The 22,721-nt window shown below is 43.7% G+C and carries 28 protein-coding genes and 1 riboswitch; of the genes, 16 read left to right on the top strand and 12 right to left on the bottom strand.

The genetic code is table 11. The features are described from left to right. Positions 1-141 precede the first annotated feature (141 nt). From pyrB to HGG78_RS00895, 3 genes are all read left to right on the top strand, one after another. Positions 142-1,071 carry an aspartate carbamoyltransferase gene (pyrB, locus tag HGG78_RS00885; protein WP_172531835.1) on the top strand — a complete coding sequence of 310 codons (930 nt, stop codon included), beginning with the start codon at positions 142-144 and terminating at the stop codon, positions 1,069-1,071. A 15-nt stretch (positions 1,072-1,086) separates the two neighbouring features. Next, positions 1,087-1,551, top strand: coding sequence for an aspartate carbamoyltransferase regulatory subunit (gene pyrI / locus HGG78_RS00890; RefSeq protein ID WP_053309453.1), 465 nt, complete (start codon positions 1,087-1,089; stop codon positions 1,549-1,551). A gap of 122 nt (positions 1,552-1,673) precedes the next feature. Next, the gene (locus tag HGG78_RS00895; protein WP_172531836.1) at positions 1,674-2,063 is read left to right on the top strand and encodes a RidA family protein; all 390 of its coding nucleotides are present in this window, start codon (positions 1,674-1,676) and stop codon (positions 2,061-2,063) included. Positions 2,064-2,154: 91 nt separating this feature from the next. Here HGG78_RS00895 and HGG78_RS00900 read toward each other — a convergent pair whose 3' ends face one another. From HGG78_RS00900 to mlaF, 8 genes are all read right to left on the bottom strand, one after another. Further along, positions 2,155-2,895, bottom strand: coding sequence for a 1-acylglycerol-3-phosphate O-acyltransferase (locus tag HGG78_RS00900; RefSeq protein ID WP_172531837.1), 741 nt, complete (start codon positions 2,893-2,895; stop codon positions 2,155-2,157). Between the two features lie 63 nt (positions 2,896-2,958). Then, positions 2,959-4,224 (bottom strand): UDP-N-acetylglucosamine 1-carboxyvinyltransferase, encoded by a 1,266-nt coding sequence (murA, locus tag HGG78_RS00905; RefSeq protein ID WP_172531838.1) that lies wholly within the window; start codon positions 4,222-4,224, stop codon positions 2,959-2,961. A gap of 9 nt (positions 4,225-4,233) precedes the next feature. Beyond that, the gene (ibaG, locus tag HGG78_RS00910; RefSeq protein WP_053309457.1) at positions 4,234-4,488 is read right to left on the bottom strand and encodes a BolA family iron metabolism protein IbaG; all 255 of its coding nucleotides are present in this window, start codon (positions 4,486-4,488) and stop codon (positions 4,234-4,236) included. Between the two features lie 13 nt (positions 4,489-4,501). Continuing rightward, entirely contained in the window at positions 4,502-4,810 is a 309-nt protein-coding gene (locus HGG78_RS00915) for an STAS domain-containing protein (protein ID WP_168520925.1), read from the bottom strand. Next, positions 4,807-5,445 (bottom strand): MlaC/ttg2D family ABC transporter substrate-binding protein, encoded by a 639-nt coding sequence (locus HGG78_RS00920; RefSeq protein WP_172531839.1) that lies wholly within the window; start codon positions 5,443-5,445, stop codon positions 4,807-4,809. The genes HGG78_RS00915 and HGG78_RS00920 overlap by 4 nt, the downstream gene beginning before the upstream one ends. 5 nt (positions 5,446-5,450) lie before the next feature. Beyond that, complete coding sequence (gene mlaD / locus HGG78_RS00925) at positions 5,451-5,942, bottom strand: outer membrane lipid asymmetry maintenance protein MlaD (protein ID WP_053309460.1); 492 nt, start codon at positions 5,940-5,942, stop codon at positions 5,451-5,453. A 2-nt stretch (positions 5,943-5,944) separates the two neighbouring features. Then, on the bottom strand, positions 5,945-6,736 hold the full coding sequence (gene mlaE / locus HGG78_RS00930) for a lipid asymmetry maintenance ABC transporter permease subunit MlaE (RefSeq protein WP_053309461.1): 792 nt from the start codon (positions 6,734-6,736) through the stop codon (positions 5,945-5,947). Next, positions 6,736-7,530 (bottom strand): phospholipid ABC transporter ATP-binding protein MlaF, encoded by a 795-nt coding sequence (gene mlaF, locus HGG78_RS00935; RefSeq protein WP_053309462.1) that lies wholly within the window; start codon positions 7,528-7,530, stop codon positions 6,736-6,738. The genes mlaE and mlaF overlap by 1 nt, the downstream gene beginning before the upstream one ends. A 272-nt stretch (positions 7,531-7,802) precedes the next feature. Between mlaF and HGG78_RS00940 the strand changes: the two genes are divergently transcribed. The 12 genes from HGG78_RS00940 to mgtE all read left to right on the top strand — a co-directional run bounded on the left by HGG78_RS00940 (position 7,803) and on the right by mgtE (position 17,042). Next, positions 7,803-8,768, top strand: coding sequence for a calcium/sodium antiporter (locus HGG78_RS00940; RefSeq protein WP_168520921.1), 966 nt, complete (start codon positions 7,803-7,805; stop codon positions 8,766-8,768). A gap of 18 nt (positions 8,769-8,786) precedes the next feature. Next, positions 8,787-9,761 (top strand): arabinose-5-phosphate isomerase KdsD, encoded by a 975-nt coding sequence (gene kdsD, locus HGG78_RS00945; RefSeq protein ID WP_171981025.1) that lies wholly within the window; start codon positions 8,787-8,789, stop codon positions 9,759-9,761. Continuing rightward, positions 9,761-10,318 carry a 3-deoxy-manno-octulosonate-8-phosphatase KdsC gene (gene kdsC, locus HGG78_RS00950; RefSeq protein WP_053309465.1) on the top strand — a complete coding sequence of 186 codons (558 nt, stop codon included), beginning with the start codon at positions 9,761-9,763 and terminating at the stop codon, positions 10,316-10,318. The genes kdsD and kdsC overlap by 1 nt, the downstream gene beginning before the upstream one ends. Further along, complete coding sequence (lptC, locus tag HGG78_RS00955) at positions 10,315-10,878, top strand: LPS export ABC transporter periplasmic protein LptC (RefSeq protein WP_053309466.1); 564 nt, start codon at positions 10,315-10,317, stop codon at positions 10,876-10,878. The genes kdsC and lptC overlap by 4 nt, the downstream gene beginning before the upstream one ends. Continuing rightward, positions 10,859-11,359 carry a lipopolysaccharide transport periplasmic protein LptA gene (gene lptA, locus HGG78_RS00960; protein ID WP_053309467.1) on the top strand — a complete coding sequence of 167 codons (501 nt, stop codon included), beginning with the start codon at positions 10,859-10,861 and terminating at the stop codon, positions 11,357-11,359. The genes lptC and lptA overlap by 20 nt, the downstream gene beginning before the upstream one ends. A gap of 2 nt (positions 11,360-11,361) precedes the next feature. Next, positions 11,362-12,087 carry an LPS export ABC transporter ATP-binding protein gene (gene lptB, locus HGG78_RS00965; protein WP_172531840.1) on the top strand — a complete coding sequence of 242 codons (726 nt, stop codon included), beginning with the start codon at positions 11,362-11,364 and terminating at the stop codon, positions 12,085-12,087. Positions 12,088-12,156: 69 nt separating this feature from the next. After that, complete coding sequence (locus tag HGG78_RS00970; protein ID WP_053309469.1) at positions 12,157-13,614, top strand: RNA polymerase factor sigma-54; 1,458 nt, start codon at positions 12,157-12,159, stop codon at positions 13,612-13,614. A gap of 25 nt (positions 13,615-13,639) precedes the next feature. After that, the gene (gene hpf / locus HGG78_RS00975) at positions 13,640-13,927 is read left to right on the top strand and encodes a ribosome hibernation promoting factor (protein WP_053309470.1); all 288 of its coding nucleotides are present in this window, start codon (positions 13,640-13,642) and stop codon (positions 13,925-13,927) included. A 2-nt stretch (positions 13,928-13,929) separates the two neighbouring features. Continuing rightward, on the top strand, positions 13,930-14,376 hold the full coding sequence (gene ptsN, locus HGG78_RS00980; RefSeq protein ID WP_053309471.1) for a PTS IIA-like nitrogen regulatory protein PtsN: 447 nt from the start codon (positions 13,930-13,932) through the stop codon (positions 14,374-14,376). 17 nt (positions 14,377-14,393) lie between these two features. Next, positions 14,394-15,254: an RNase adapter RapZ gene (rapZ, locus tag HGG78_RS00985; protein ID WP_053309472.1), complete on the top strand. Its 861-nt coding sequence runs from the start codon at positions 14,394-14,396 to the stop codon at positions 15,252-15,254. A gap of 4 nt (positions 15,255-15,258) precedes the next feature. Further along, the gene (locus tag HGG78_RS00990; RefSeq protein WP_053309473.1) at positions 15,259-15,537 is read left to right on the top strand and encodes an HPr family phosphocarrier protein; all 279 of its coding nucleotides are present in this window, start codon (positions 15,259-15,261) and stop codon (positions 15,535-15,537) included. Between the two features lie 149 nt (positions 15,538-15,686). Continuing rightward, positions 15,687-17,042, top strand: a complete 1,356-nt coding sequence (mgtE, locus tag HGG78_RS00995) for a magnesium transporter (protein WP_053309474.1) — start codon at positions 15,687-15,689, stop codon at positions 17,040-17,042. Between the two features lie 64 nt (positions 17,043-17,106). Here mgtE and pmbA read toward each other — a convergent pair whose 3' ends face one another. After that, on the bottom strand, positions 17,107-18,450 hold the full coding sequence (pmbA, locus tag HGG78_RS01000) for a metalloprotease PmbA (RefSeq protein WP_172531841.1): 1,344 nt from the start codon (positions 18,448-18,450) through the stop codon (positions 17,107-17,109). 108 nt (positions 18,451-18,558) lie between these two features. Between pmbA and yjgA the strand changes: the two genes are divergently transcribed. After that, complete coding sequence (yjgA, locus tag HGG78_RS01005; RefSeq protein ID WP_272956757.1) at positions 18,559-19,086, top strand: ribosome biogenesis factor YjgA; 528 nt, start codon at positions 18,559-18,561, stop codon at positions 19,084-19,086. 71 nt (positions 19,087-19,157) lie between these two features. Here the strand turns inward: yjgA and thiQ are convergent, their stop codons facing one another. From thiQ to thiB, 3 genes are read right to left on the bottom strand one after another with little or no spacing between them, the layout of a single operon-like run. Continuing rightward, positions 19,158-19,862 carry a thiamine ABC transporter ATP-binding protein gene (gene thiQ / locus HGG78_RS01010; protein ID WP_172531842.1) on the bottom strand — a complete coding sequence of 235 codons (705 nt, stop codon included), beginning with the start codon at positions 19,860-19,862 and terminating at the stop codon, positions 19,158-19,160. Further along, entirely contained in the window at positions 19,862-21,451 is a 1,590-nt protein-coding gene (gene thiP / locus HGG78_RS01015) for a thiamine/thiamine pyrophosphate ABC transporter permease ThiP (protein WP_172531843.1), read from the bottom strand. Before thiP ends, thiQ begins: the two co-directional genes overlap by 1 nt. Before the next feature lie 34 nt (positions 21,452-21,485). After that, on the bottom strand, positions 21,486-22,478 hold the full coding sequence (thiB, locus tag HGG78_RS01020; RefSeq protein ID WP_172531844.1) for a thiamine ABC transporter substrate binding subunit: 993 nt from the start codon (positions 22,476-22,478) through the stop codon (positions 21,486-21,488). A 65-nt stretch (positions 22,479-22,543) separates the two neighbouring features. Beyond that, a riboswitch (TPP riboswitch) is annotated at positions 22,544-22,662 on the bottom strand. Positions 22,663-22,721: the final 59 nt, after the last annotated feature.

Below are 22,721 nucleotides of genomic sequence, written 5' to 3' on the forward strand. Positions count from 1 at the left end.
ACATCTACAACGCAATTCGATTCAACATGAGTAAGTTCTTTTGCTTACTGGGCTTACTATTTTCACCCTCTTTTGATTTTTAAAGCCTCCCTTATTGGGGGGCTTTTTTGTGGCTGTTAGAAAATTATAGGGAATAAGATCATGGCGAATTCGCTTTATCAAAAGCACATTATCTCGATTCCAGAACTGTCTCGTAATGAGCTGGAACTGATTGTCAAAACCGCTGGCCAACTGAAAGCAGAACCCAACCCGGAACTTATTAAAAATAAAGTGGTGGCGAGCTGTTTCTTTGAACCGTCGACACGTACTCGCCTCTCTTTTGAAACGGCAATTCAGCGCATTGGTGGCAGTGTGATTGGCTTTGACAATGGCGGCAACACTTCATTGGCTAAGAAAGGTGAAACGCTGGCTGACTCGGTGCAGGTAATTTCATCTTACGTGGATGCGTTTGTGATGCGCCATCCACAAGAAGGTGCAGCTCGTTTAGCTTCTGAGTTTTCTCATGGTGTGCCGGTTATCAATGCTGGTGACGGTGCTAACCAACACCCAACACAAACACTGCTTGATTTGTTCACCATTGCCGAAACTCAAGGCCGTTTGGATAACCTCAACGTTGCTTTCGTTGGTGACCTAAAATATGGCCGTACAGTGCATTCTCTGACTCAAGCCTTAGCCAAGTTTAATAATATTCGCTTTTTCTTTGTCGCTCCTGAAGCGCTAGCTATGCCGGATTATATTTGTGAAGAGCTTGATGAAGCTGGCATCCAGTACAGCTTGCATACTGATATTGAGAGTGTGATCCCTGAGTTAGATATCCTGTATATGACTCGTGTTCAAAAAGAACGCTTTGATGAATCAGAATATGCGCATATTAAGTCGGCATATATCTTGACCGCTTCAATGTTAAAAAATGCTCGTCATAACATGAAGGTGTTGCACCCTCTACCTCGTGTTGATGAAATCACCACCGATGTCGATAAAACCCAACACGCTTACTTCTTCCAACAAGCAGAGAATGGTGTTTACGCCCGCGAAGCTTTGCTTGCTCTTGTGCTTAATGACACCCTGTGATCGAGGAGACCTATCATGACTAAAGAAACTCAGTTACAGGTTGAAGCCATTAAAAATGGTACCGTGATTGACCATATTCCTGCTCAAATTGGCATCAAGGTTCTAAAATTATTTGATATGCATAATTCAAATCAGCGCGTCACTATTGGTTTGAACTTGCCATCTTCTGCACTTGGTGCCAAAGATTTGCTGAAGATTGAAAATATCTTCATCAATGAAGAACAAGCCAGCAAGCTGGCGTTGTATGCTCCACATGCAACCGTCAATCAAATAGAAAACTACCAAGTCGTAAAAAAATTAGCACTTGAACTGCCAGAGCAAATTAATGATGTATTCTCTTGCCCAAATACCAACTGCATTACACACGATGAACCAGTAGAAAGCAGTTTTAAGATTTTTGAGAAAAATAACGATATTCGTTTGAAATGTAAGTACTGTGAAAAAGTGTTCTCACGTGAAATCGTGACTGAACGTGAATAGTAAGCTGGCTTGATTAGCCGCTATCAGTGCCCCATCGTTGTGGGGCATTTTGCACTTTACCTACCGTTTTTTTAGAGGCAAACTGAGGCCTCAAATTCCTATAAAACAGATGGAACATCATAATGACTAAAGTACTTCATACTGAATCAGCACCGGCTGCTATTGGCCCATACGTGCAAGGCGTTGACCTTGGTAATATGGTTCTTACTTCAGGTCAAATTCCTGTTAATCCAGTAACTGGTGAAGTATCCGCAGATATCGCAGTACAAGCGCGTCAATCTTTAGATAACGTGAAAGCGGTTGTTGAAGCTTCTGGCCTAACCGTTGCTGATATCGTGAAAATGACGGTGTTTGTAAAAGACCTTAATGATTTTGGTACCGTCAACGAAATGTATGGCAAGTTCTTCGACGAGCACAATGTTGCTAACTACCCAGCGCGTTCATGTGTTGAAGTGGCTCGTCTTCCAAAAGATGTTGGTATTGAGATTGAAGCTATTGCGGTTCGTAAATAACCTCAGTGACTAAAATTGCTCTCTGAATCATAGAAAAAAGGGCTGAAGAATTAAATTCTTCAGCCCTTTTCATGTTTGTGACGCTTAACAATTAATGAGATGTCGCTTTTTGGCCATTCAGCATTGCAACTTCTTCATCTAACTCGGCCAACTTGGCGATCATTTGCTCTCGGCATATGGTCGACAGTTCACGCGTATTTTCTTTGCTATAACCTTCAACACTAATTGGTGGCAGCATTTCAACAATGACGTGGCCGTTGTTCCAACGGTTCAGTTTAATGTCGTTGGTTGAACTGCATACGATAGGTATGATAGACACGCCCGCGCCAATAGCCGCATGGAAAGCACCGGTTTTAAACGGCAATAAACCTCGTCCACGAGAACGTGTTCCTTCAGGGAACATCCACACTGATACGTCACTTTTCTTGATACTATCAACCACTTGATCGATAGTGCCTTTCGCTTTACTGCGGTTTGCACGATCAATTAGTATGTTTCCGGTGATCCAATAAAGCTGACCAAACAGTGGCATCCACACTAAACTTTTTTTACCAACCGTTACCACTTTCGGTGTCACCGCAGATGATACCGTAAACAAGTCCCAGTTATTTTGGTGGTTAGCAATGTAAATATGCTGACCACGGTTATACGCATTTTCTGGAATACGTAAGTCTAATTTAATGCCCATCACACGGGACATTCGGCCAAATAGACGACCAAAAGTAAATACGTGTTTTGGGTTACGAGGGCTCAGTAGGCAGTAGCCACACCCAAATACAAACATTACGACAGCAAAAATCGCAACGGCAAATAAACGCAAGAGTGCAATCATTCTTGTGCTCCAAAGAAATCGATAAAAAAAGCCGAAACCTTTGTTTCGGCTATAGAAACTGAATCAGTTCGGCTCTCGTATACGTTCAATATTCGCGCCAAGAGCAGAAAGCTTATCTTCAATCTTTTCGTAACCACGATCAATGTGGTAAATACGATCGACCGTCGTTTCGCCTTTGGCAATACAACCGGCAATCACAAGACTTGCAGAAGCTCGTAAGTCCGTTGCCATCACTTGTGCACCACTGAGTGATTCAACATCACCACAAATAACGGTGTTGCCTTCAACTTCAGCTTTGGCGCCCATGCGCATCAGTTCAGGAACGTGCATAAAACGGTTTTCAAAGATCGTTTCGGTGATCTTACCGCCGCCTTTGGCCATCATGTTGAGCAAAGTAAACTGTGCTTGCATGTCGGTTGGGAAACCTGGGTGCGGCGCAGTGCGAATAGAAACCGCCTTCAACTCTCGCCCCGTCATATCAAGACTGATCCAGTCTTCTCCCGTTTCAACCTTGGCTCCGGCTTCTTCTAACTTCGCCAGAACCGCTTCAAGTAAGTGAGCATTGGTATTACGACATATTACTTTACCGCGAGAAACAGCCGCTGCAACAAGAAACGTTCCCGTTTCAATGCGGTCTGCAACCACTGAATGCTGGCCACCACCTAGGCGCTCAACACCTTCAATGGTAATGGTATCAGTACCTGCACCAGAGACTTTCGCCCCCAACCTGTTCAAAAACAGAGCGGTATCGACGATTTCCGGCTCACGAGCCGCATTATCTAAAATCGTTTTGCCTTCAGCTAACGTTGCAGCACACATGATAGTGATAGTCGCACCTACGCTAACTTTATCCATGACAATATGAGCACCTTGCAAACGACCATCAACACTGGCTTTTACATAACCGTCTTCCAGTGTAATAGTGGCACCCAACTGTTCTAAACCGTGGATATGTAAATCAACAGGGCGAGCACCAATAGCGCAACCACCAGGCAATGATACTTGGCCATAACCAAAACGAGCCACTAATGGACCTAGTGCCCAGATTGACGCGCGCATGGTTTTCACCAAGTCGTATGGTGCGCAATATTCATTGATTTCACTTGGGTCAACATGCACTGAACCATTACGCTCTACTTTTGCGCCCAAACGCTTAAGCAGTTCCATGGTAGTATCAATATCACGCAGGTGAGGGACGTTCGCCACATCAACGGGCTCAGAGGCCAGGATAGACGCAAATAAAATAGGTAGTGCAGCGTTTTTTGCACCTGAAATGGTCACTTCACCTTGTAATGGCTGGTCTGACCCAATAACTCGAAACTTTTCCATCAATAAACCTTACAGCGACATCAACTTTTTATCACGAGCCCACTCATCTGGTGTGAACGCTTTAATAGAAACTGCGTGAATGTCATTTCTTTGAATGTACTCCATCAGTGGAGCATAAATAAGTTGTTGTTTCTTAACTCGGCTCATGCCATCAAAACAAGCATCAACAGCGATCACTTCGTAGTGACTACCTTCACCTTTGACATGAATTTCTTGAAGGTTAAGAGCCTCATCTAACAACTGTTGTACTTTTGCGCTATCCACAATGTTCCCCTGCTTAATTCTTTATGTGTTGAGCTATCAGACTTTCGACGTTACTCAATTGGAATAGTGTGCGCAGTTGCTCTGGCACGAAACTGAACATTATATGACAGTTTCGTTTTTTTGCATGCTCTATTAGGTGGATTAACATCACCATTCCGGCAGAGTCTATACGTTCAACCTGCTTTAACTCAACATCAAACGTCGATCCAGTTGGTGTCCACTGTTTGATAAATATCCATAAATCAGGCACATGCTCTCTATCTAAAGCACCAGATAGTGCGACAGATTGAGAACTCAACGGCTGCCATTGGCTATGATTCATTGTTGTTTACTCTCGAAACGAATCGGTTGTTCTGCAAGTTGTTGTAATTCCTTTGCAACAGATAAAATGCCTTCTTGGCGAATTTTCCCACTCCATTCCGACTGTTTGCTCGATAATAAGCTGATCCCTTCCGCCGACATATCAAAAGCTAACCAATCACCATTCTTTTCTTTACGTAAAGTAAATTCGAGTTTGATGTTAGGACGCGGTGTATCAATGATATCCACTTTGACATTCGTAATTCGCTTATCATTGGCAATGGGTTGCTCTGGTTCAAACTCAATGGTTTGATCACTATACTGCGTCAACACTTGAGCGTAAGAGCTCACCAAATAAGAACGGAACGCGGTAATAAATACAGCAACATCATCACGCTTTGCCCCTTTGAGGTTCGGACCTAATAATTTGAGCGCTGCATATTGCTCATTGATATAGGGCATAAACTCTTGTTCAACAATCTCTTTTAGATAATCTGGATTATTGTGAATAGCTCCTTGTTCCGCTTTTAAGCGCGCAAAAGCAGTTTCAGATACCTGTTTCATCATCGTATATGGTTGCGTTTTATCAATACTAGCCGCTTGAATACACATAGAGCTCATCAGAGTGAATAACAAAATTAAAGTTCGCTTTAGCATTTATATTACTCCTTGCTCTTGTTGTCAGAGCTACCACCAACGCTATACAGCACTTGACCTATTAAATCTTCCAACACTAAGGCTGATTTTGTATCTTCAATCAAATCACCCTCTTTTAGCATTTGTTCGTCTTCAAACACAAAGCCGGGAACCAGCCCAATGTATTGCTCACCAATCAAGCCTGAGGTGAGAATTTTGACGCTCGATGTTTCAGAGAACTGATCGTACTGGCTATTGATCGCCATAGTCACAACTGGTAATAAACTCTCTTTATCTAGAGATATGTTTGAGACTCGCCCCACAACAACACCACCAACTTTGACGGGTGAGCGGACTTTCAAACTACCGATATTGTCAAATTCAGCTTTTAAAGAATAAGTATCGTTTGAGCCCAATCCTTTTACGTCAGCAACCTGAAAAATCATTACCAGAATTGCGCAAATTCCTGCCAGTACAAAGCTGCCGACCCAAAGTTCTATTTTTCGTGTTTGCTGCATGATTAATTCCCAAACATCAATGCGGTAAGTACAAAGTCTAGCCCTAATACAGCTAAAGACGAATGTACCACGGTTCGTGTTGTGGCACGGCTGATCCCTTCAGAAGTCGGAATCGCGTCGTAACCATTAAATAATGCAATCCAAGTGACAGTAATCGCAAACACTGCGCACTTGATCATGCTGTTACCAATATCTTGTCCTAGCTCCACCGATGACTGCATCGCCGACCAAAAACTGCCGTGATCAATGCCTTTCCAATCAACGCCAACAATCTGACCGCCCCATATGCCAACAGCCATAAAAATCATCGCCAGTAAAGGCATCGAGATCAACCCTGCCCATAGGCGTGGTGCAATCACTCGTTTTAGTGGGTCAACAGCCATCATTTCTAAGCTAGAGAGCTGCTCTGTTGCTTTCATTAAGCCAATTTCAGCGGTCAACGCTGAACCCGCCCGTCCAGCAAACAAAAGCGCTGTCACGACAGGCCCCAATTCACGCAGTAACGAAAGCGCAACCATTTGGCCTAAACTGCCTTCCGCACCATAGTCGACTAAAATGACATACCCTTGCAGGCTGAGTACCATACCGATGAACAACCCCGAAACCACAATGATTGCAAGTGATTGAACGCCAACACTGTAGAGCTGTTTCATTAATAGAGGGAAATTTTGAATTGGCCTAGGGCGACCAGAAAGTGCGCCAAATAACATCAAGCTCGCTTTACCAAACGCCTGGCAAAACTGAAGCGTACTACGTCCAAGCCCTTCAACCCACTGAACAAAACTTGTCATCATTAAAATAAGTCCTTTTCTAGGCTCTGAGCCGGAAAGCGAAATGGAACAGGACCATCCGCCTCACCTTGTAGAAATTGTTGTACGCGTGGATCACTATTTTCTAGCAGTTGTTGCGGAGTTCCTTTGGCGATCACTTTTCCATCAGCTAATAGATACACCCAATCAGCGATACTCATCACCTCAGGTACATCATGCGATACGACGACAGAGGTAACTCCCAAGGCTTGATTAAGATTACGGATAAGCTCAACAAGCACTCCCATGGTAATAGGATCCTGACCGACAAAAGGCTCATCGTACATGATCAGTTCAGGGTCAAGCGCAATCGCTCGGGCTAATGCCGCCCTTCTTGCCATCCCACCAGACAATTCACTTGGCATTAAGAATGCCGCGCCGCGCAGACCAACGGCCTCAAGTTTGAGCAACACTAACGTTTTAATCAGTGGCTCATCTAATTGTGTGTGTTCACGTAATGGAAATGCGACATTATCAAAAACATTTAAATCGGTGAACAGCGCCCCAGACTGAAATAGCATGCTCATTTTTTTACGAGCTTGATAAAGCTTCTTACGGCTCAGCGTTGGTATATTTTCACCATCAAACCAAATTTCACCTTGTTCAGGGAATAGCTGCCCACCGATTAAACGCAATAAAGTGGTTTTACCAATACCGGATGGCCCCATAATGGCGGTAATTTTTCCTTGTGGAACATTGAGGCTCACATCATCAAAAATTACCCTCCCCGAACGAGAGAAGGTCAAATGATTTATCGTGACAAGGTCGGTCATTGACATAATTCGTGTTTCACTATTTTATTCGCCTCAAAAATGATGGGCAATCATAAGCATAAGACAGCAGAATTAAAAGCACTGTTCAATTACATCCTAAAGGAAAGGTTAACCTTTCGCCAAAATAATCTTTTACATAATTTAATGATGGATACACAAGTAAACACCTCATTGAACGTAATTAATTAGATCTTCGACTTCCCTTTTAGTAGCCAACACGTCAAAATTAGCGGTTAATTGTCTCGTTTTTTCATTCATTTCATTAGTTAGGTATCATCATGATCGAAGCCATTGTGTTTCTCAGTGTAGGTTTGGTTTTCTTAGTTTGGAGCGCAGACAAGTTGGTATTTGGTGCAGCAGCCTTGGCGCGCAACGTGGGAATATCACCTTTAGTTATCGGTATGACGATTCTTGCGATGGGCTCTTCTGCACCTGAAATGATGGTATCAGCCACTGCGGCATTAGAAGGCAAAACAGATACCGCCGTCGGCAATGTACTAGGCTCCAACATTGCCAATATTGCTCTTATTCTTGGTATTACCGCATTAATTAAACCGCTGTCAGTAAGTTCGCCCGTTATTCGTCGTGAACTACCACTGATGATTGGAGTCACATTACTGTCTGGCGCTCTGCTTTGGGATAATCATTTAGGCTTTTACGAAGGCGCACTACTGTTCGTTCTTTTTGCTGCGTTTATTCTTGCGATGCTGCGCATTAGCCGTAACGAACAAAAAAATGGCGACACGTTATTAGATGATCAAGAGTCAGAGATTCCACAAGGTGTCAGTAATTTAAAAGCGGCAATGTGGGTCGTCGTTGGCCTTATTATTCTCCCGATTGCCGCAAGCGTCCTGGTCGATAACGCGGTGATCATTGCGAAATACTTCGGTATGAGTGATCTAGTTATTGGTTTAACGATCATTGCTGTCGGAACGAGCTTACCTGAGCTCGCCGCTTCGCTAGCTAGTGTGCTGAAGGGCGAAGATGATATGGCGGTAGGCAACATTATTGGCTCCAACGTTTTCAATATTCTAGCGGTGATGGGCATACCAGGTCTTATTAATCCTTCCATGCTCAGTGAATATGCTATGGGGCGTGATTTTTGGGTCATGCTTGGCGTATCCTTGCTACTTGTTATTATGGCTTTAGGTAAATCTCGTAGTATCAACCGCTTAGAAGGTGGCGTTTTGCTACTGACCTTTATCGGGTACCAAGCTTACCTACTTATGAATATGACCGCTTAACCAATTCTGGAGTTTAGGATGTCGAATCAGTTTGATTATCGCAGTGTTGCCAAGCAAGTACTTGCCACTGAAGTTGCCGCCTTACAACAGTTAGAGCAGTACTTTAATGATGAATTCTGCCATGCCTGTGAGATGATTTTGGACAACAGTCACGGTAAAGTTGTCGTCATGGGTATGGGGAAATCAGGTCACATCGGTAAGAAAATAGCCGCTACGCTCGCCAGTACGGGCACATCTGCTTTTTTTGTGCACCCAGGAGAAGCTTCACACGGTGACCTTGGCATGATCGAGCGTGGCGATATCGTTATCGCGATTTCCAACTCTGGAGAATCTTCAGAAATTTTATCGCTCATCCCGGTCTTAAAGCGCCTCAATATTCGTATTATCAGCATGACAGGTAACCCACAGTCAAACATGGCAAAACTGGCTGACCTGCACCTACAAATTACCGTACCAGAAGAAGCATGCCCGCTCGGCTTAGCACCGACCTCGAGTACTACCGCGACACTTGTAATGGGTGATGCACTCGCCGTTGCACTATTACAGGCACGCGGTTTTACCGCTGAAGATTTTGCGCTGTCTCACCCGGGCGGAGCATTGGGACGTAAACTATTACTAAAACTGTCCGATATCATGCATACAGGTGCAGCCCTTCCCATCGTTCAGCCACAGGCATTGATTCGAGATGCACTGCTAGAGATCAGCCAAAAGGGCTTAGGTATGACCGCAATTGTCGATGCAAAGATGCAGCTTATCGGGATTTTTACCGATGGCGATTTGCGCCGTATTTTGGATAAACGCATTGACATTCATAGCGCGACTATCAGTGAAGTCATGACGCAAAAACCGACAGTTGCCGAACCCAATATGCTTGCAGTTGAAGGATTAAACTTGATGCAAGATAAGCGAATTAATGGTTTGATGCTGTGTGAAAACGGTAAACTGGTGGGGGCATTAAACATGCATGATTTACTAAAAGCAGGAGTCATGTAATGACAACGATGGTTAATACTCCCTATGGTACGGTATCTCAAGACATCTTGAATATCGCCAAGCAAATCAAACTGCTGATTTGTGATGTGGATGGCGTATTCTCTGATGGTTTAGTGTATATGGGTAATCAAGGTGAAGAACTAAAAACCTTCCATACTCGTGATGGCTACGGTGTGAAATCGTTGATGAATGCGGGGATCGAAATCGCAATAATCACTGGTCGGCAGTCGCAGATTGTCGAAAACCGCATGACTGCTTTAGGCATCAAACTGATCTATCAGGGCCAAGATGATAAAGTAAAAGCCTATCAAGATATTTGTCAGAAGTTGAATATATCACCAGAATATACTGGCTATATTGGTGATGATCTGATTGATTGGCCTGTAATGGAAAAAGTCGCACTTAAGGTTTGTGTGGCTGATGGACACCCATTACTGCTCCAAAAAGCAAACTACATCACTACAATTAAAGGTGGTCATGGTGCGGTACGTGAAGTGTGCGATTTGATTTTGCAAGCACGTAACGAGTTAGAAGTACACAAAGGCTTAAGCATATGAGTTTGTCTCGAGTCCTCTATGTGATATTGATTTTTATCACATCTTGGTCTGCATATTATTTACTCGATAAAGAGCAAAAACCTGATATTCAAGTTGCACCCAACTTGGAACTGCCTTTGTTTAGCGGAAAAAACCTCGACAATGTCTCGTACAACGAGCAAGGTATTCGCAGCTACGTAATCCTATCTACGCATTTAGATCATTACTCAAAAAGTGGCGATACTATTTTTCAATATCCGATCTTAAAAGTGTTCCGTGAAGGCACTACTCAAGAATGGGAAATTACCGCTAAACGTGGTGTGTTAGATGAAGAGCATGTACTAACACTTTATGACGATGTGCTTGCAAAAAACCTATTACCTGATTCTGGTTTTGATACGCTCTCTACCATTAAGATGAGTATTCAACTGGATAATCGAGATTTTTGGGCTGATAACCAAGTCGACTTGGTTGGACCGCAATTTGAAACAACAGGACAGGCGATGAAAGGCAATTTTGCTGAAAACGACGCTGTTCTTTATAACCATGTACAAGGTAGATATGAAACTCTCACACCTTAGTCTTATTGCTTGTTTCGCTATTTCTGGCAACGCCTTGGCACTGGCAACAGACAGCCAACAACCAGTTTATATTGATTCTGACAGCCAACAACTCGACATGAAAAGTAATCGCGTTACTTTTCTTGGTGATGTGAAGCTTAAACAAGGCAGCATCAATATGAATGCGGACAAAGTGATTGTGATCCGTGATCCAAAAGATGGCACCATTCAAGAAATTGAAGGATACGGTGATCTCGCTACATTTTCACAGTTAACCGATGACGGTAAAACCTTGTACGGTGAAGCGAAAGAGCTGTATTACAAAATGGTTGATGACCAACTAACCATGATAGATCAAGCAATGCTTTCACAAGATGATAGCATCATCCGTGGCACCAAGATTCGTTACAAAATTTCATCACAAAAACTGATGGCTGACGGTAACTCTAACGAAAGAGTTTCGACGGTACTTCAACCACAAGCGACGAAAACTCAAGAATAATTATGGCCATACTCAAAGCAGAACATTTAGCGAAAAGCTATAAAAAACGCAAAGTGGTTTCCGATGTAAGTTTACAAGTGGAATCAGGGCAAATCGTGGGGCTGCTTGGTCCTAACGGTGCAGGGAAAACGACATCGTTCTACATGATCGTCGGCCTTGTCGCGCGCGATGAAGGCAAAATTAGCATTGATGATCAAGACATTAGTATTCTACCAATGCATAGCCGTTCACGCTTAGGGATAGGCTACTTACCACAAGAGGCCTCTATTTTCCGCAAATTGTCGGTGGAAGATAACATCATGGCTGTATTAGAAACTCGTGAAGAAATGACCCGCGAGCAGCGTCAGGACAAACTAGAAGACTTACTTGAAGAGTTCCACATTCAACATATTCGTCACAGCGCAGGTATGGCGTTGTCCGGTGGTGAACGTCGTCGTGTTGAAATTGCGCGCGCTCTCGCTGCAAACCCACAATTTATTTTGCTTGATGAGCCTTTTGCTGGTGTTGACCCTATCTCGGTTATCGATATTAAAAAGATCATCGAACATCTGCGTGATCGTGGTTTAGGCGTTCTAATTACCGACCATAACGTTCGAGAAACATTGGATGTATGTGAAAAAGCCTATATTGTAAGCCAAGGACGTTTAATCGCAGAAGGCACGCCGCATGACGTGCTTAATAATGATGAAGTAAAACAGGTTTATCTCGGCGAACAATTCCGTCTCTGATTCAAATTCCGTCTATGATTAAGTAGAGAGTGACATCAATTCTAAAAATAACAAGGTAACCAACGCTGAATGAAACCCTCATTACAACTAAAGCTAGGCCAACAATTAGCAATGACACCTCAGTTACAACAAGCGATTCGTTTGTTGCAGCTGTCAACGTTAGATCTGCAACAAGAGATCCAAGAAGCCCTTGAATCAAACCCATTATTGGATGTTGAAGAGGCTTATGACGAAGGTGCAACGGCTGAAGCTCAACGTGGTGAGGAGACAGAAGTCAGTGCTGAACCTGTTGAAGTAGAGACTCAAGACAGCTCAGATTTGATTGAAAAATCAGAAATTAGTAATGAACTGGAAATCGACACAACTTGGGATGATGTATACAGTGCCAATACCGGTAGCACAGGGATTGCTCTTGACGACGACATGCCTGTTTATCAAGGTGAAACCACTCAAACTCTACAAGACTATCTACTTTGGCAACTCGACCTAACCCCGTTTAGTGACACCGACAGAAGCATCGCCTTAGCACTCATTGATGCTATTGATGACTATGGTTACCTTACCGTTTCTCTTGACGACATTTTAGAAAGCTTTGCCGATGAAGAGATTGAATTAGATGAAATTGAAGCGGTTCGTAAACGCATCCAACAATTCGACCCATTAGGGGTTGGTTCTATCAATCTACAAGACTGTTTGCTTTTACAACTCGCCACTTATCCAACCGACACACCTTGGTTAGAAGAAGCCAAACAGCTACTCACTCAACATATTGATTTACTTGGTAACCGTGACTATAAGCTGATCTTAAAAGAGACCAAACTAAAAGAAGATGAACTACGCGACATCTTACAACTGATTCAGCAACTCGACCCAAGACCAGGTAACAACATTTCGACTGAACATGCAGAATACGTCGTACCCGATGTCTCTGTGTATAAAGACCATGGGAAATGGGTAGTCACCATCAACCCTGACAGCGTACCAAAACTGAAAATCAATCAACAATATGCTGCTTTAGGTAAGGGAAATAGTGCTGACAGCAACTATATTCGCAGCAATTTACAAGAAGCAAAATGGCTCATCAAGAGTTTAGAGAGTAGAAATGAAACACTACTCAAAGTGGCCAAATGTATTGTTGAACATCAACGTGATTTCTTTGAGTATGGCGAAGAAGCCATGAAACCGATGGTACTCAATGACGTTGCTTTAGCGGTAGAAATGCATGAGTCCACCATTTCTCGGGTGACAACACAGAAGTACATGCATACTCCGCGCGGTATTTTCGAATTGAAATACTTCTTCTCCAGTCACGTCAGTACCGACAATGGAGGAGAGTGTTCATCAACTGCAATAAGAGCGCTCATTAAGAAATTGGTGGCAGCTGAAAATACAGTAAAACCATTAAGCGACAGTAAAATTGCAGATCTACTCGCTGACCAAGGAATTCAGGTAGCTCGAAGGACGATAGCTAAATACCGTGAATCATTGGGGATTGCTCCATCGAGTCAGCGCAAACGCCTACTATAAGGCACAAAAAAGAGAAGGAAAGTCTATGCAAATCAATATTAATGCCCATCACATTGATCTAACCGATTCAATGCAAGACTATGTTAACTCGAAGTTTCAAAAACTTGAGCGATTTTTTGATCACATAAACACCATTCAGGTCGTTTTACGTGTTGAAAAAGTAAACCAGATCGCTGAAGCTACGCTCCACATAAATCAAGGTGATATCCACGCCACGGCTGATAACGAAAGTATGTATGCCGCCATCGATAGCCTCGTGGATAAACTTGTCAGACAACTCAACAAGCATAAAGAAAAGCTAAGTAGTCATTAATCATGCAATTACGCGAAGTACTTTCATTGGACTGCACAAAAAGTGCAGTCCAATGTACCAGTAAAAAAAGAGCCTTAGAAATCATCAGCGAAATCGCTGCCGAACATTCAGGCCAAAGCTCCACCGAACTCTTTGAATGTATGCTCAGCCGAGAAAAAATGGGCAGTACAGGTATTGGTAATGGCATCGCTATTCCTCATGCTCGAATGACGGCCAGTGACAACGCTATCGCTGTACTTTTACAATGCGATACGCCTATTGAGTTTGATGCTATTGATAATCGTCCTGTCGACCTACTTTTTGCTCTACTTGTTCCTGAAGATCAATGTAAAGAGCATCTAAAAACCCTTTCGTGCATGGCAGAACGTTTGAATGACAAACAAGTTTTAAAGCAGCTACGAAGCGCTCAAAGCGACCAAGAGCTGTACGACATTATGACTAACCATTAATCATCGAGTCCAAAACTATGCGTTTAATCGTTGTCAGTGGTCAATCTGGCGCAGGTAAAAGTGTTGCATTACGAGTCCTGGAAGATCTCGGCTACTACTGTGTCGACAACCTACCAGTAAACTTGTTAGACCCCTTTATTCAAGCCGTCCAAGATAGCAAACAAAATGTGGCAGTGAGTATTGATATCCGCAACCTTCCACAAGAACCGACTCTAGTCAGCGATGTGTTAGAGAAGCTTAAACAAAATAATGATGTCAGTGTTCTATTTCTCGATGCGAGTAAAGAAACCTTATTAAAACGCTACAGTGAAACACGTCGTATTCACCCGCTGTCACTCAACTCAAATAAACCATCTTTAGCTCAGGCCATTGAGCTAGAGAAAGAGTTACTTGCACCACTAAAAGAACAAGCAGATTTAGTTCTTGATAGCAGTAATCAATCTTTACACGAGTTAAGCGAAACCGTTCGCATGCGCATTGAAGGGCGTGAGCGAAAAGATTTAGTCATGGTGTTTCAATCTTTTGGCTTTAAATATGGTTTACCGAGTGATGCTGATTATGTGTTTGATGTGCGATTCTTACCAAACCCACATTGGGAACCCGCACTCAGGCCACTCACAGGTTTAGATGCCCCTATCAAGTCTTTTCTTGAAGGTCACAGTGAAGTGATGGAGCTTAAACAGCAAATCCAGAAATTCGTTGAATACTGGCTGCCTATGCTAGAAAAAAATAACCGCAGCTATTTGACCATTGCCATAGGTTGTACTGGTGGTAAACATCGTTCTGTGTATCTGACACAACAGCTTGGGGAATATTTCTCTCAATTAGGCCATCAGGTACAGATCCGCCACACTTCCTTAGAAAAACAGCAGGACTGATCGCATGCCGCTACTGAGTAAAACTGTTTTAATCCAAAATCGTTTAGGTCTCCATGCTCGTGCGGCAGTAAAGCTGGTCGAACTGTCTCAATCTTTTGATGCTGTTGTAACACTCAAAAATCAAGAAGGCAAAGAAGCCACTGCCGACAGCGTTATGGGGTTATTGATGCTAGAATCGGCTCAAGGACAACCGATAACCGTCAGCGCAGAAGGCTCACAAGCGGAGCAAGCACTGGAAGCCGTCAGTTCTTTAATTGAGCATAAATTTGATGAAGATGAATAAGTAACTCGGACTCACTATTTTGTATCCCTCACCATGATTCACCCTTTCCAAACAAAAATAAATTCAGCGCTTAATAAGAACTTATTAAATAAGGCCTAGAATTAAGTTACTATTCAACACATTGTAAGAATACCAAGTAGGGGGAAACCATGGCCGAGCAAATTGAATTTGATCAAGCTCACCTTACCCTCCAAGAAGTCAGCGAAGCGCTAGAAAATGGTCGTTTTGTCCATGTCCGTCGTCAACTCCAGGACATGGAGCCAGAAGATATTGCTCACCTGTTAGAAGCCTCACCGCGTAAAAGTCGTGAAGTGCTGTGGCAACTGACCGATCCCGAAGATTATGGTGAAATTCTCGACGAGCTAAACGAAGACGTCAAAGATGCTTTAGTATCGAAAATGGCTCCGGAAAAACTCGCTGAAGCCACCGAAGGTATGGATACCGATGACGTTGCGTACGTCTTACGTAGCTTACCTGATAACCTATCTCGTGAAGTTCTTTCACAAATGGATAGCGCCGATCGTGAACGTGTCGAAACGGCGCTCTCATATTCTGAAGATACTGCCGGTGGCTTAATGAATACCGACGTAATTACCATTCGTGGTGACGTCGATATTGATGTAGTACTGCGCTATTTGCGTATGCACACAGAATTACCAGAAAGTACTGATGCACTTTATGTTATCGATGAAGATCGCAAACTGATTGGCCACTTATCTCTTATTACCTTATTAACCTCGCAGCCAGACGTTAAGGTTAGTGAGGTGATGGACGATGCCGATGAAGCCATCTCGGTGAATACTAGTGATTCTGACGTGGCGAGCCTGTTTGAACGTCGCAACTGGGTATCAGCGCCAGTTGTTGATGAAAACCAACACCTTGTCGGTCGTATTACCATCGATGACGTGGTCGACGTCATCCGTGAGGATGCCGAACACTCGATGATGAGTATGGCCGGTATGAATGATGATGAAGATACCTTCGCTCCTGTGGTTAAGTCAGCACGTAAGCGCAGTATTTGGCTCGGAGCCAATGTATTGGCAGCACTGGCAGCCGCTTCTGTTTCTAATATGTTTGAAGCAACTCTTGAACAAATGGCCGCAATTGCTGTGTTAATGACGATTGTCCCTTCGATGGGTGGCGTTGCGGGTAATCAGACCGTTGCCTTGGTGATTCGTGGTTTAGCACTCGGTCATATCGGTGACAGTAATAAACGAGAATTGCTGTTTAAGGAAGCCGCGATCGGTTTCTTAAACGGGGTGCTTTGGGCTTCAATCATTGGTGGCATTGTCATCGTTTGGAAAGGTAATTGGCTGCTTGGCGGAATAATTTCGGCGGCGATGATGACCAACTTATTGATTGCAGGTATTGCTGGCGTGACCATTCCAATCTTACTGAAGAAGATGAAAATTGATCCTGCTCTTGCTGGTGGCATGGCATTAACGACTGTAACGGATGTGATTGGTTTATCGGTATTTCTAGGGTTAGCCACCATTTTGATGTAATCATCAAATTCATCCACAAAAAAAGCTTGGTCGAAATACCAAGCTTTTTGTTTTTTATCCGCGATTACTCACCGGCAATCTTCATCGATTCAAGCAAAATCGAACCCGTTTGGATCTGCGAGCGGCTTTCAACATCACTACCCACTGCCACGATTTGGTTGAACATATCTTTGAGATTACCTGCAATCGTGATTTCAGAAACTGGGTACTTAATTTCACCATTTTCAACCCAAAAACCAGCTGCACCACGTGAATAATCACCAGTAACGGTATTAACACCTTGACCCATTACTTCAGTAACCAATAAACCTGTACCTAGCTCTTTGAGCATCTGTTCAAAGCTCTGGCCTGTCGATTTCACAAACCAATTATGAATGCCACCAGCATGACCAGTTGGCGTCATGTTCATTTTACGAGCCGCGTAGCTACTTAGTAAATAGGTCGATAACACACCGTCAGTAATGATTTGGCGATCTTGAGTAAAGACCCCTTCACTATCAAATGGGCTTGATGCCAAGCCGCGCAGCACATGCGGTTTTTCGGCAATGTTAAACCAATCTGGCAGGATTTTTTCGCCCAGTTTATCGAGTAAGAATGAAGATTTACGGTACAAATTGCCACCACTGATCGCCATCACTAAATGCCCAACCAAACCGGTGGCAACATCAGCAGCGAACATCACTGGCACTTTGCCTGTTTTCAGCTTTTGCGCATCCAAACGACTAATGGTTTTCTCTGCAGCTTGTTGACCGACAAGTTCTGGTGCCCATAAGTCATCACGGTGACGAGCAACGGTGTAGCTGTAATCACGTTCCATCTCACCATTTTTACCTTCACCAATCACACAACAACTGATGCTGTGACGGCTTGAAGCGTAACTGGCCAATAGACCATGGCTGTTACCGTATACTTTGACACCATAATGGCTGTCGTAGCTTGCACCATCACTTTGCTTAATTTTACTGCTGTAAGCTAATGCTTTTTCTTCCGCTGCAATGGCAATTTTTGCCGCCATGTCAGGGTTTGGCTCATCAGGGTGAAACAGATCCAAATCTGGAATATTCTGCACCATTAATTCTTTGGGTGCCGGCCCAGCAAACGGGTCTTCTGATGTGAATAGCGCAATATCAAGCGCAGCGGCAACCGTTTGTTGAATTGCTTTTTCACTTAAATCAGATGTTGATGCACTGCCCTTGCGTTGACCACGATAAACGGTGATACCCAAAGCACCATCACTATTAAATTCAACGTTCTCGACTTCGCACATGCGAGTAGAGACACTTAAGCCTGTGCTTTTGGTAATCGCCACTTCGGCGGCATCAGAACTCACGGCAGCTAGCTCTAAAGCTTTGGCAACCGCAGCTTCAAGCTCAACACGTTGCTGAGCGACTTGCTGTTTTACGTCCATATTTCATCTTTATTTAGCAATCAATGTCATTAGGATAACAAGAATTTCGCTTTCTCCCCACGATTCTTGCTAAAATAGCAGACATACATAACTCAATAGATGAAGAATATGGCGCGTAAGAATCAAAAAGCTCCTTGGGAAGAAGAAGAGGAGATCATTTGGGTTAGCAAAACCGAAATGAAAAATGACATGATTGAGCTGCAAAAGCTTGGTGAAGAGTTAGTTGAGCTGAAACCATCTCAACTGAAAAAGATCCCAATGTCTGAAGATCTAATGGATGCAGTTAAAGATGCACAACGCTTCAATATGGAAGCACGTCGTCGTCAGTTGCAATTCATTGGTAAGATGATGCGTACGATCGATCCAGAGCCAATTCAAGCCGCACTGGATAAATTACGCAATAAGCACTCACAAAATACCGCTGTATTGCATAAGCTAGAACAACTGCGTGACCGTATTGTTGAGCAAGGTGATAGTGCCATCGAAGATGCTCTAGAGCTTTACCCTGAGATGGATCGTCAACGCTTACGTCAATTAACACGTCAAGCTAACAAAGAAAAAGCAAACAATAAGCCACCAAAAGCGTCGCGTGAAATCTTCCAAATACTGAAAGAGCACAACGACGAATCTTTTTAAGTTCTAGTCTGCTTTACGTTAAAAAAACCTCGCGACAATGCGAGGTTTTTTATTTCGGTCAATCACTTAGGCTATTGCCCTGCCCGCACAAAATCGCTCAGTAAGGGATGCGAATGTTGCGCAGAAAGCTCAGTAATCTCACCACAGACTAATACCTTTCCTTGCGCCATAAACGCAAAATGACTGGCTATCGCTTTTGCATCGCTGACATGGTGCGTTACCATTACGACAGTAATCTTCCGCTCAGTGGCTAGTAGCTTAACTAGCGCGAGCATCTCCTCTCTCAGTAGGGGATCCAGCGCTGAAAACGGCTCATCCAGCAACCATATAGGGTGTGATTGAACAAAACAACGTGCTAGTGCTACGCGCTGACGTTGACCACCAGAAAGCTGCTCTGGCAAACGCTCCAACAGACTCGCAATCCCCACCTGTTGCGCCGCTTGTTCTACCAAAAGCTGTTGCTCAGCAGATAACTTCAAACCGGGGTGTAAACCAAGACCAATATTTTCGCGCACAGTAAGATGCATAAATAAATTATGTTCTTGAAATAGCATCGAAAATGGCCGTAAGTAAGGCGCTTTACCTAACACCGATTGAGCGCTTACTTCAATCTCGCCACTACTCGGCTCAATAAACCCCGCCACCAAACTCAATAAAGTCGATTTACCTGCACCACTAGGCCCCATTAAGGATATTATCGCTCCTCGCGGCACTGTCAGTGAAAACTCAAACCATTCCTGTTGATACTCATATTGCACATCTTTTAGTACTAACATTAACGACCTCTTGAGTTGATGCTAAATAAGCGTTCGATAAGGGCAAAGCAACCGACACTCAACACCAATAGAGCGAGAGAAACCACTGCTGCCGCCTGCATTTGATAACTGCCTAGCAATTGGAATAGATAAAGCGGTAGAGTTCTAAATTCTTGGCTACCAAAAAGTGCAATGGCACTTAAATCCCCCATTGAGACCAAAAAGCTGATCGAAAAAGCATGAGCCAGAGGCTTTCTTAATGCTCTGAGTTCAATCACTTTAAAACGCTGCCAACCTTTCATACCAAGGCTGGCACACAGCAGTTGGTATTGCTGCGCGCTATGCAGCATTGGCTGGGCTAATGTTTTCAACACATAAGGCAATGCCATTAAGCCGTTCACCAGCAGCACCACCCAATACGCCATACTAAAAGCATCGGTGAACATTCGTAGTAACAAAAACAGCCCAGTGCTAATCACCAGCCCAGGAGTGACCAAAATAATAGTACCCACTAATTCAAGATGATCGGCACGGCGATTACGCAGCTTTAAACGCCAAACGCGGGTGGTAATTAAAATGGCCACCCCAGCGCAAACTGCTACCATACTCGCCAATGACGCCACTTGTAACGAAGCCAATAGCGCCTGCCAAAACTTTTCGTCACTCAGCACACTAAAAAGCTGGGCATTCAAACCGCTCAGCACAACCATCACCAATGGCGGAAGCACTAAAAGTAACGATAGGAGGATCCACGCAGCATCCCAATATTTCGCTTTTCGGCTATCTCGGCTCACTACATAGTCGACAGGCTTGCGGCCTGCACTTATCGCCAAAGGCTTTGCCAGCCGAGAAATAGAAAGATATAGCACACTGCATAACAGCATTTGCCATAAAGCTAATAACGCACCAGCTTGCAGATCAAAATCAAACTTAATCGCTTGGTAGATAGCCAGCTCTATAGTGGTTGATTTTGGTCCACCACCTAACGCCATTACCGTAGCAAAACTGGTAAAGCAAAGCATAAACACCAGGCCACACACATGCGGAAGCTGTTGTCTTAAACGTGGCCATTCAACCCATTTAAACTGATGCCAGTGGCTCATACCGAGATGCGCGCACAGCTTATGTTGTTCTGCTGGAATTGTTTCTAACGCTTGCAGCAACAAACGGCTGGCATAAGGAAGGTTAAAGAACAGGTGAGCCAGTAAAATCCCGTTTAAACCGTAGATGGAAAACGGCAATTTTGTATCAAACCATGCCAGCAACGAAGCTAATACGCCGCTATTGCCATAGATAGCCAACAAACCAAAGACCCCTACCAGTACCGGAAGCACTAAGGTTGTGGCAAACAGTTTGAGGATCAAATCGCGCCCCCAAAAGCGGCGGCGGTAAAAGGCATGTGCCACTGGAATCGCCAATCCCACACTGAGCAGCATTGAGAGTGAAGCTTGGTAAAAACTGAATAGGGTAACATGACGATAATAAGGGTCATGCCATACTTGCAACACATTGAGACTCGGCGCGTGTAGCAGCAGTGCAGCAAGCGCACAAATAACAAAGGTCGCGACCACGATCGCGACCCCAATGCCGATTTTAGGAATCGAATTCAAACCTTATGTGACCTTAATTTAAGCTTATATAGCCTTAAAATGTTAATGCGTTTTGCCATTCTCGTATCCACGGCTTACGCATTTCAGACACCTCTTGCGCGCTAAATGTAAGTGCTTTTTGTGGTACGTTGAGAGTTTCAAACCCTTTAGGCAACTCAACCGATGTGACTGGATACATCCAGTTTCCGGTTGGGATTACCGATTGGAATTGAGCACTTAAAATAAACTGCATGAACTCATCAGCCAATTTCTCGTTTGCAGTACCTTTCATTTTTGCAGCGACTTCCACTTGCATGTAATGACCTTCGGTAAAATCGGCTGTCGCGTATTTGTTATCATTTTCAGCAATTAAATGGTAAGCCGGAGATGTGGTATAAGACAGTACCAGATCAGACTCACCTTCTAAAAACATCGAATACGCTTCCGACCAACCTTTAGTTACCGTCACGGTTTTCTTCGCTAACTTTTGCCAAGCTTCACTTACATCATCACCGTATACGGTTTTCATCCACAGCAATAAGCCTTGTCCTGGTGTTGAAGTTCGTGGATCTTGATAAATGACTTTTAAATCATCACGTTGTTCAACCAGTTCTTTTAAGCTTTTCGGTGGGTTAGTCGTCTTCTCTTTGTTGTAAACAAAAGCAAAATAACCATAATCGTATGGCACGAACATATCATCGCTCCAACCATTCGGTAAGGTTACGTTACTGGTATCAACACTGTGTGTGGTGAGTAGCCCCGTCTGCTTGGCTTCTGCCATCAGGTTGTTATCCAAACCGAGTACGATATCAGCTTTAGTATTGTTACCTTCAAGACGTAAGCGGTTAAGAATAGATACGCCATCATCAAGCGCGACAAAGTTAATATCGCAGCCACATTGTGCTTCAAATGCTTTTTCAATCGCAGGACCTGGGCCCCAATCGGCAGCAAAAGAATCGTAGGTATATACGGTTAACTTGTTTTCAGCAGCATGCACTGAGAAAGTGGTGATGGTAGCAAGTGCAATAGCACTTAAAGTGGTTTTCACTGGTCGCTCTCCTTGGTTGAGCGGCACAGGCTTGAGGAGGATGAGAATATTCCGTTATTCCTATTCTGAAATCCTAACCCAATTCCTACGCCAGCATTATCTGGTTCAGGTTTACGGGTCCCAAGCTCGCGCTTGATCTCAGCTGCATTCACTAGACGAATGGTTCGCTCCCCGATGAGTAAGCAAGATTGTAATTGCAATTGCTCGAATAAGCTACTCTCTACATCACTAACAACCTTCTAC

The sequence above is a fragment of the Vibrio aestuarianus genome (assembly GCF_012395185.1).
In the GTDB taxonomy this organism is placed as follows: domain Bacteria; phylum Pseudomonadota; class Gammaproteobacteria; order Enterobacterales; family Vibrionaceae; genus Vibrio; species Vibrio aestuarianus.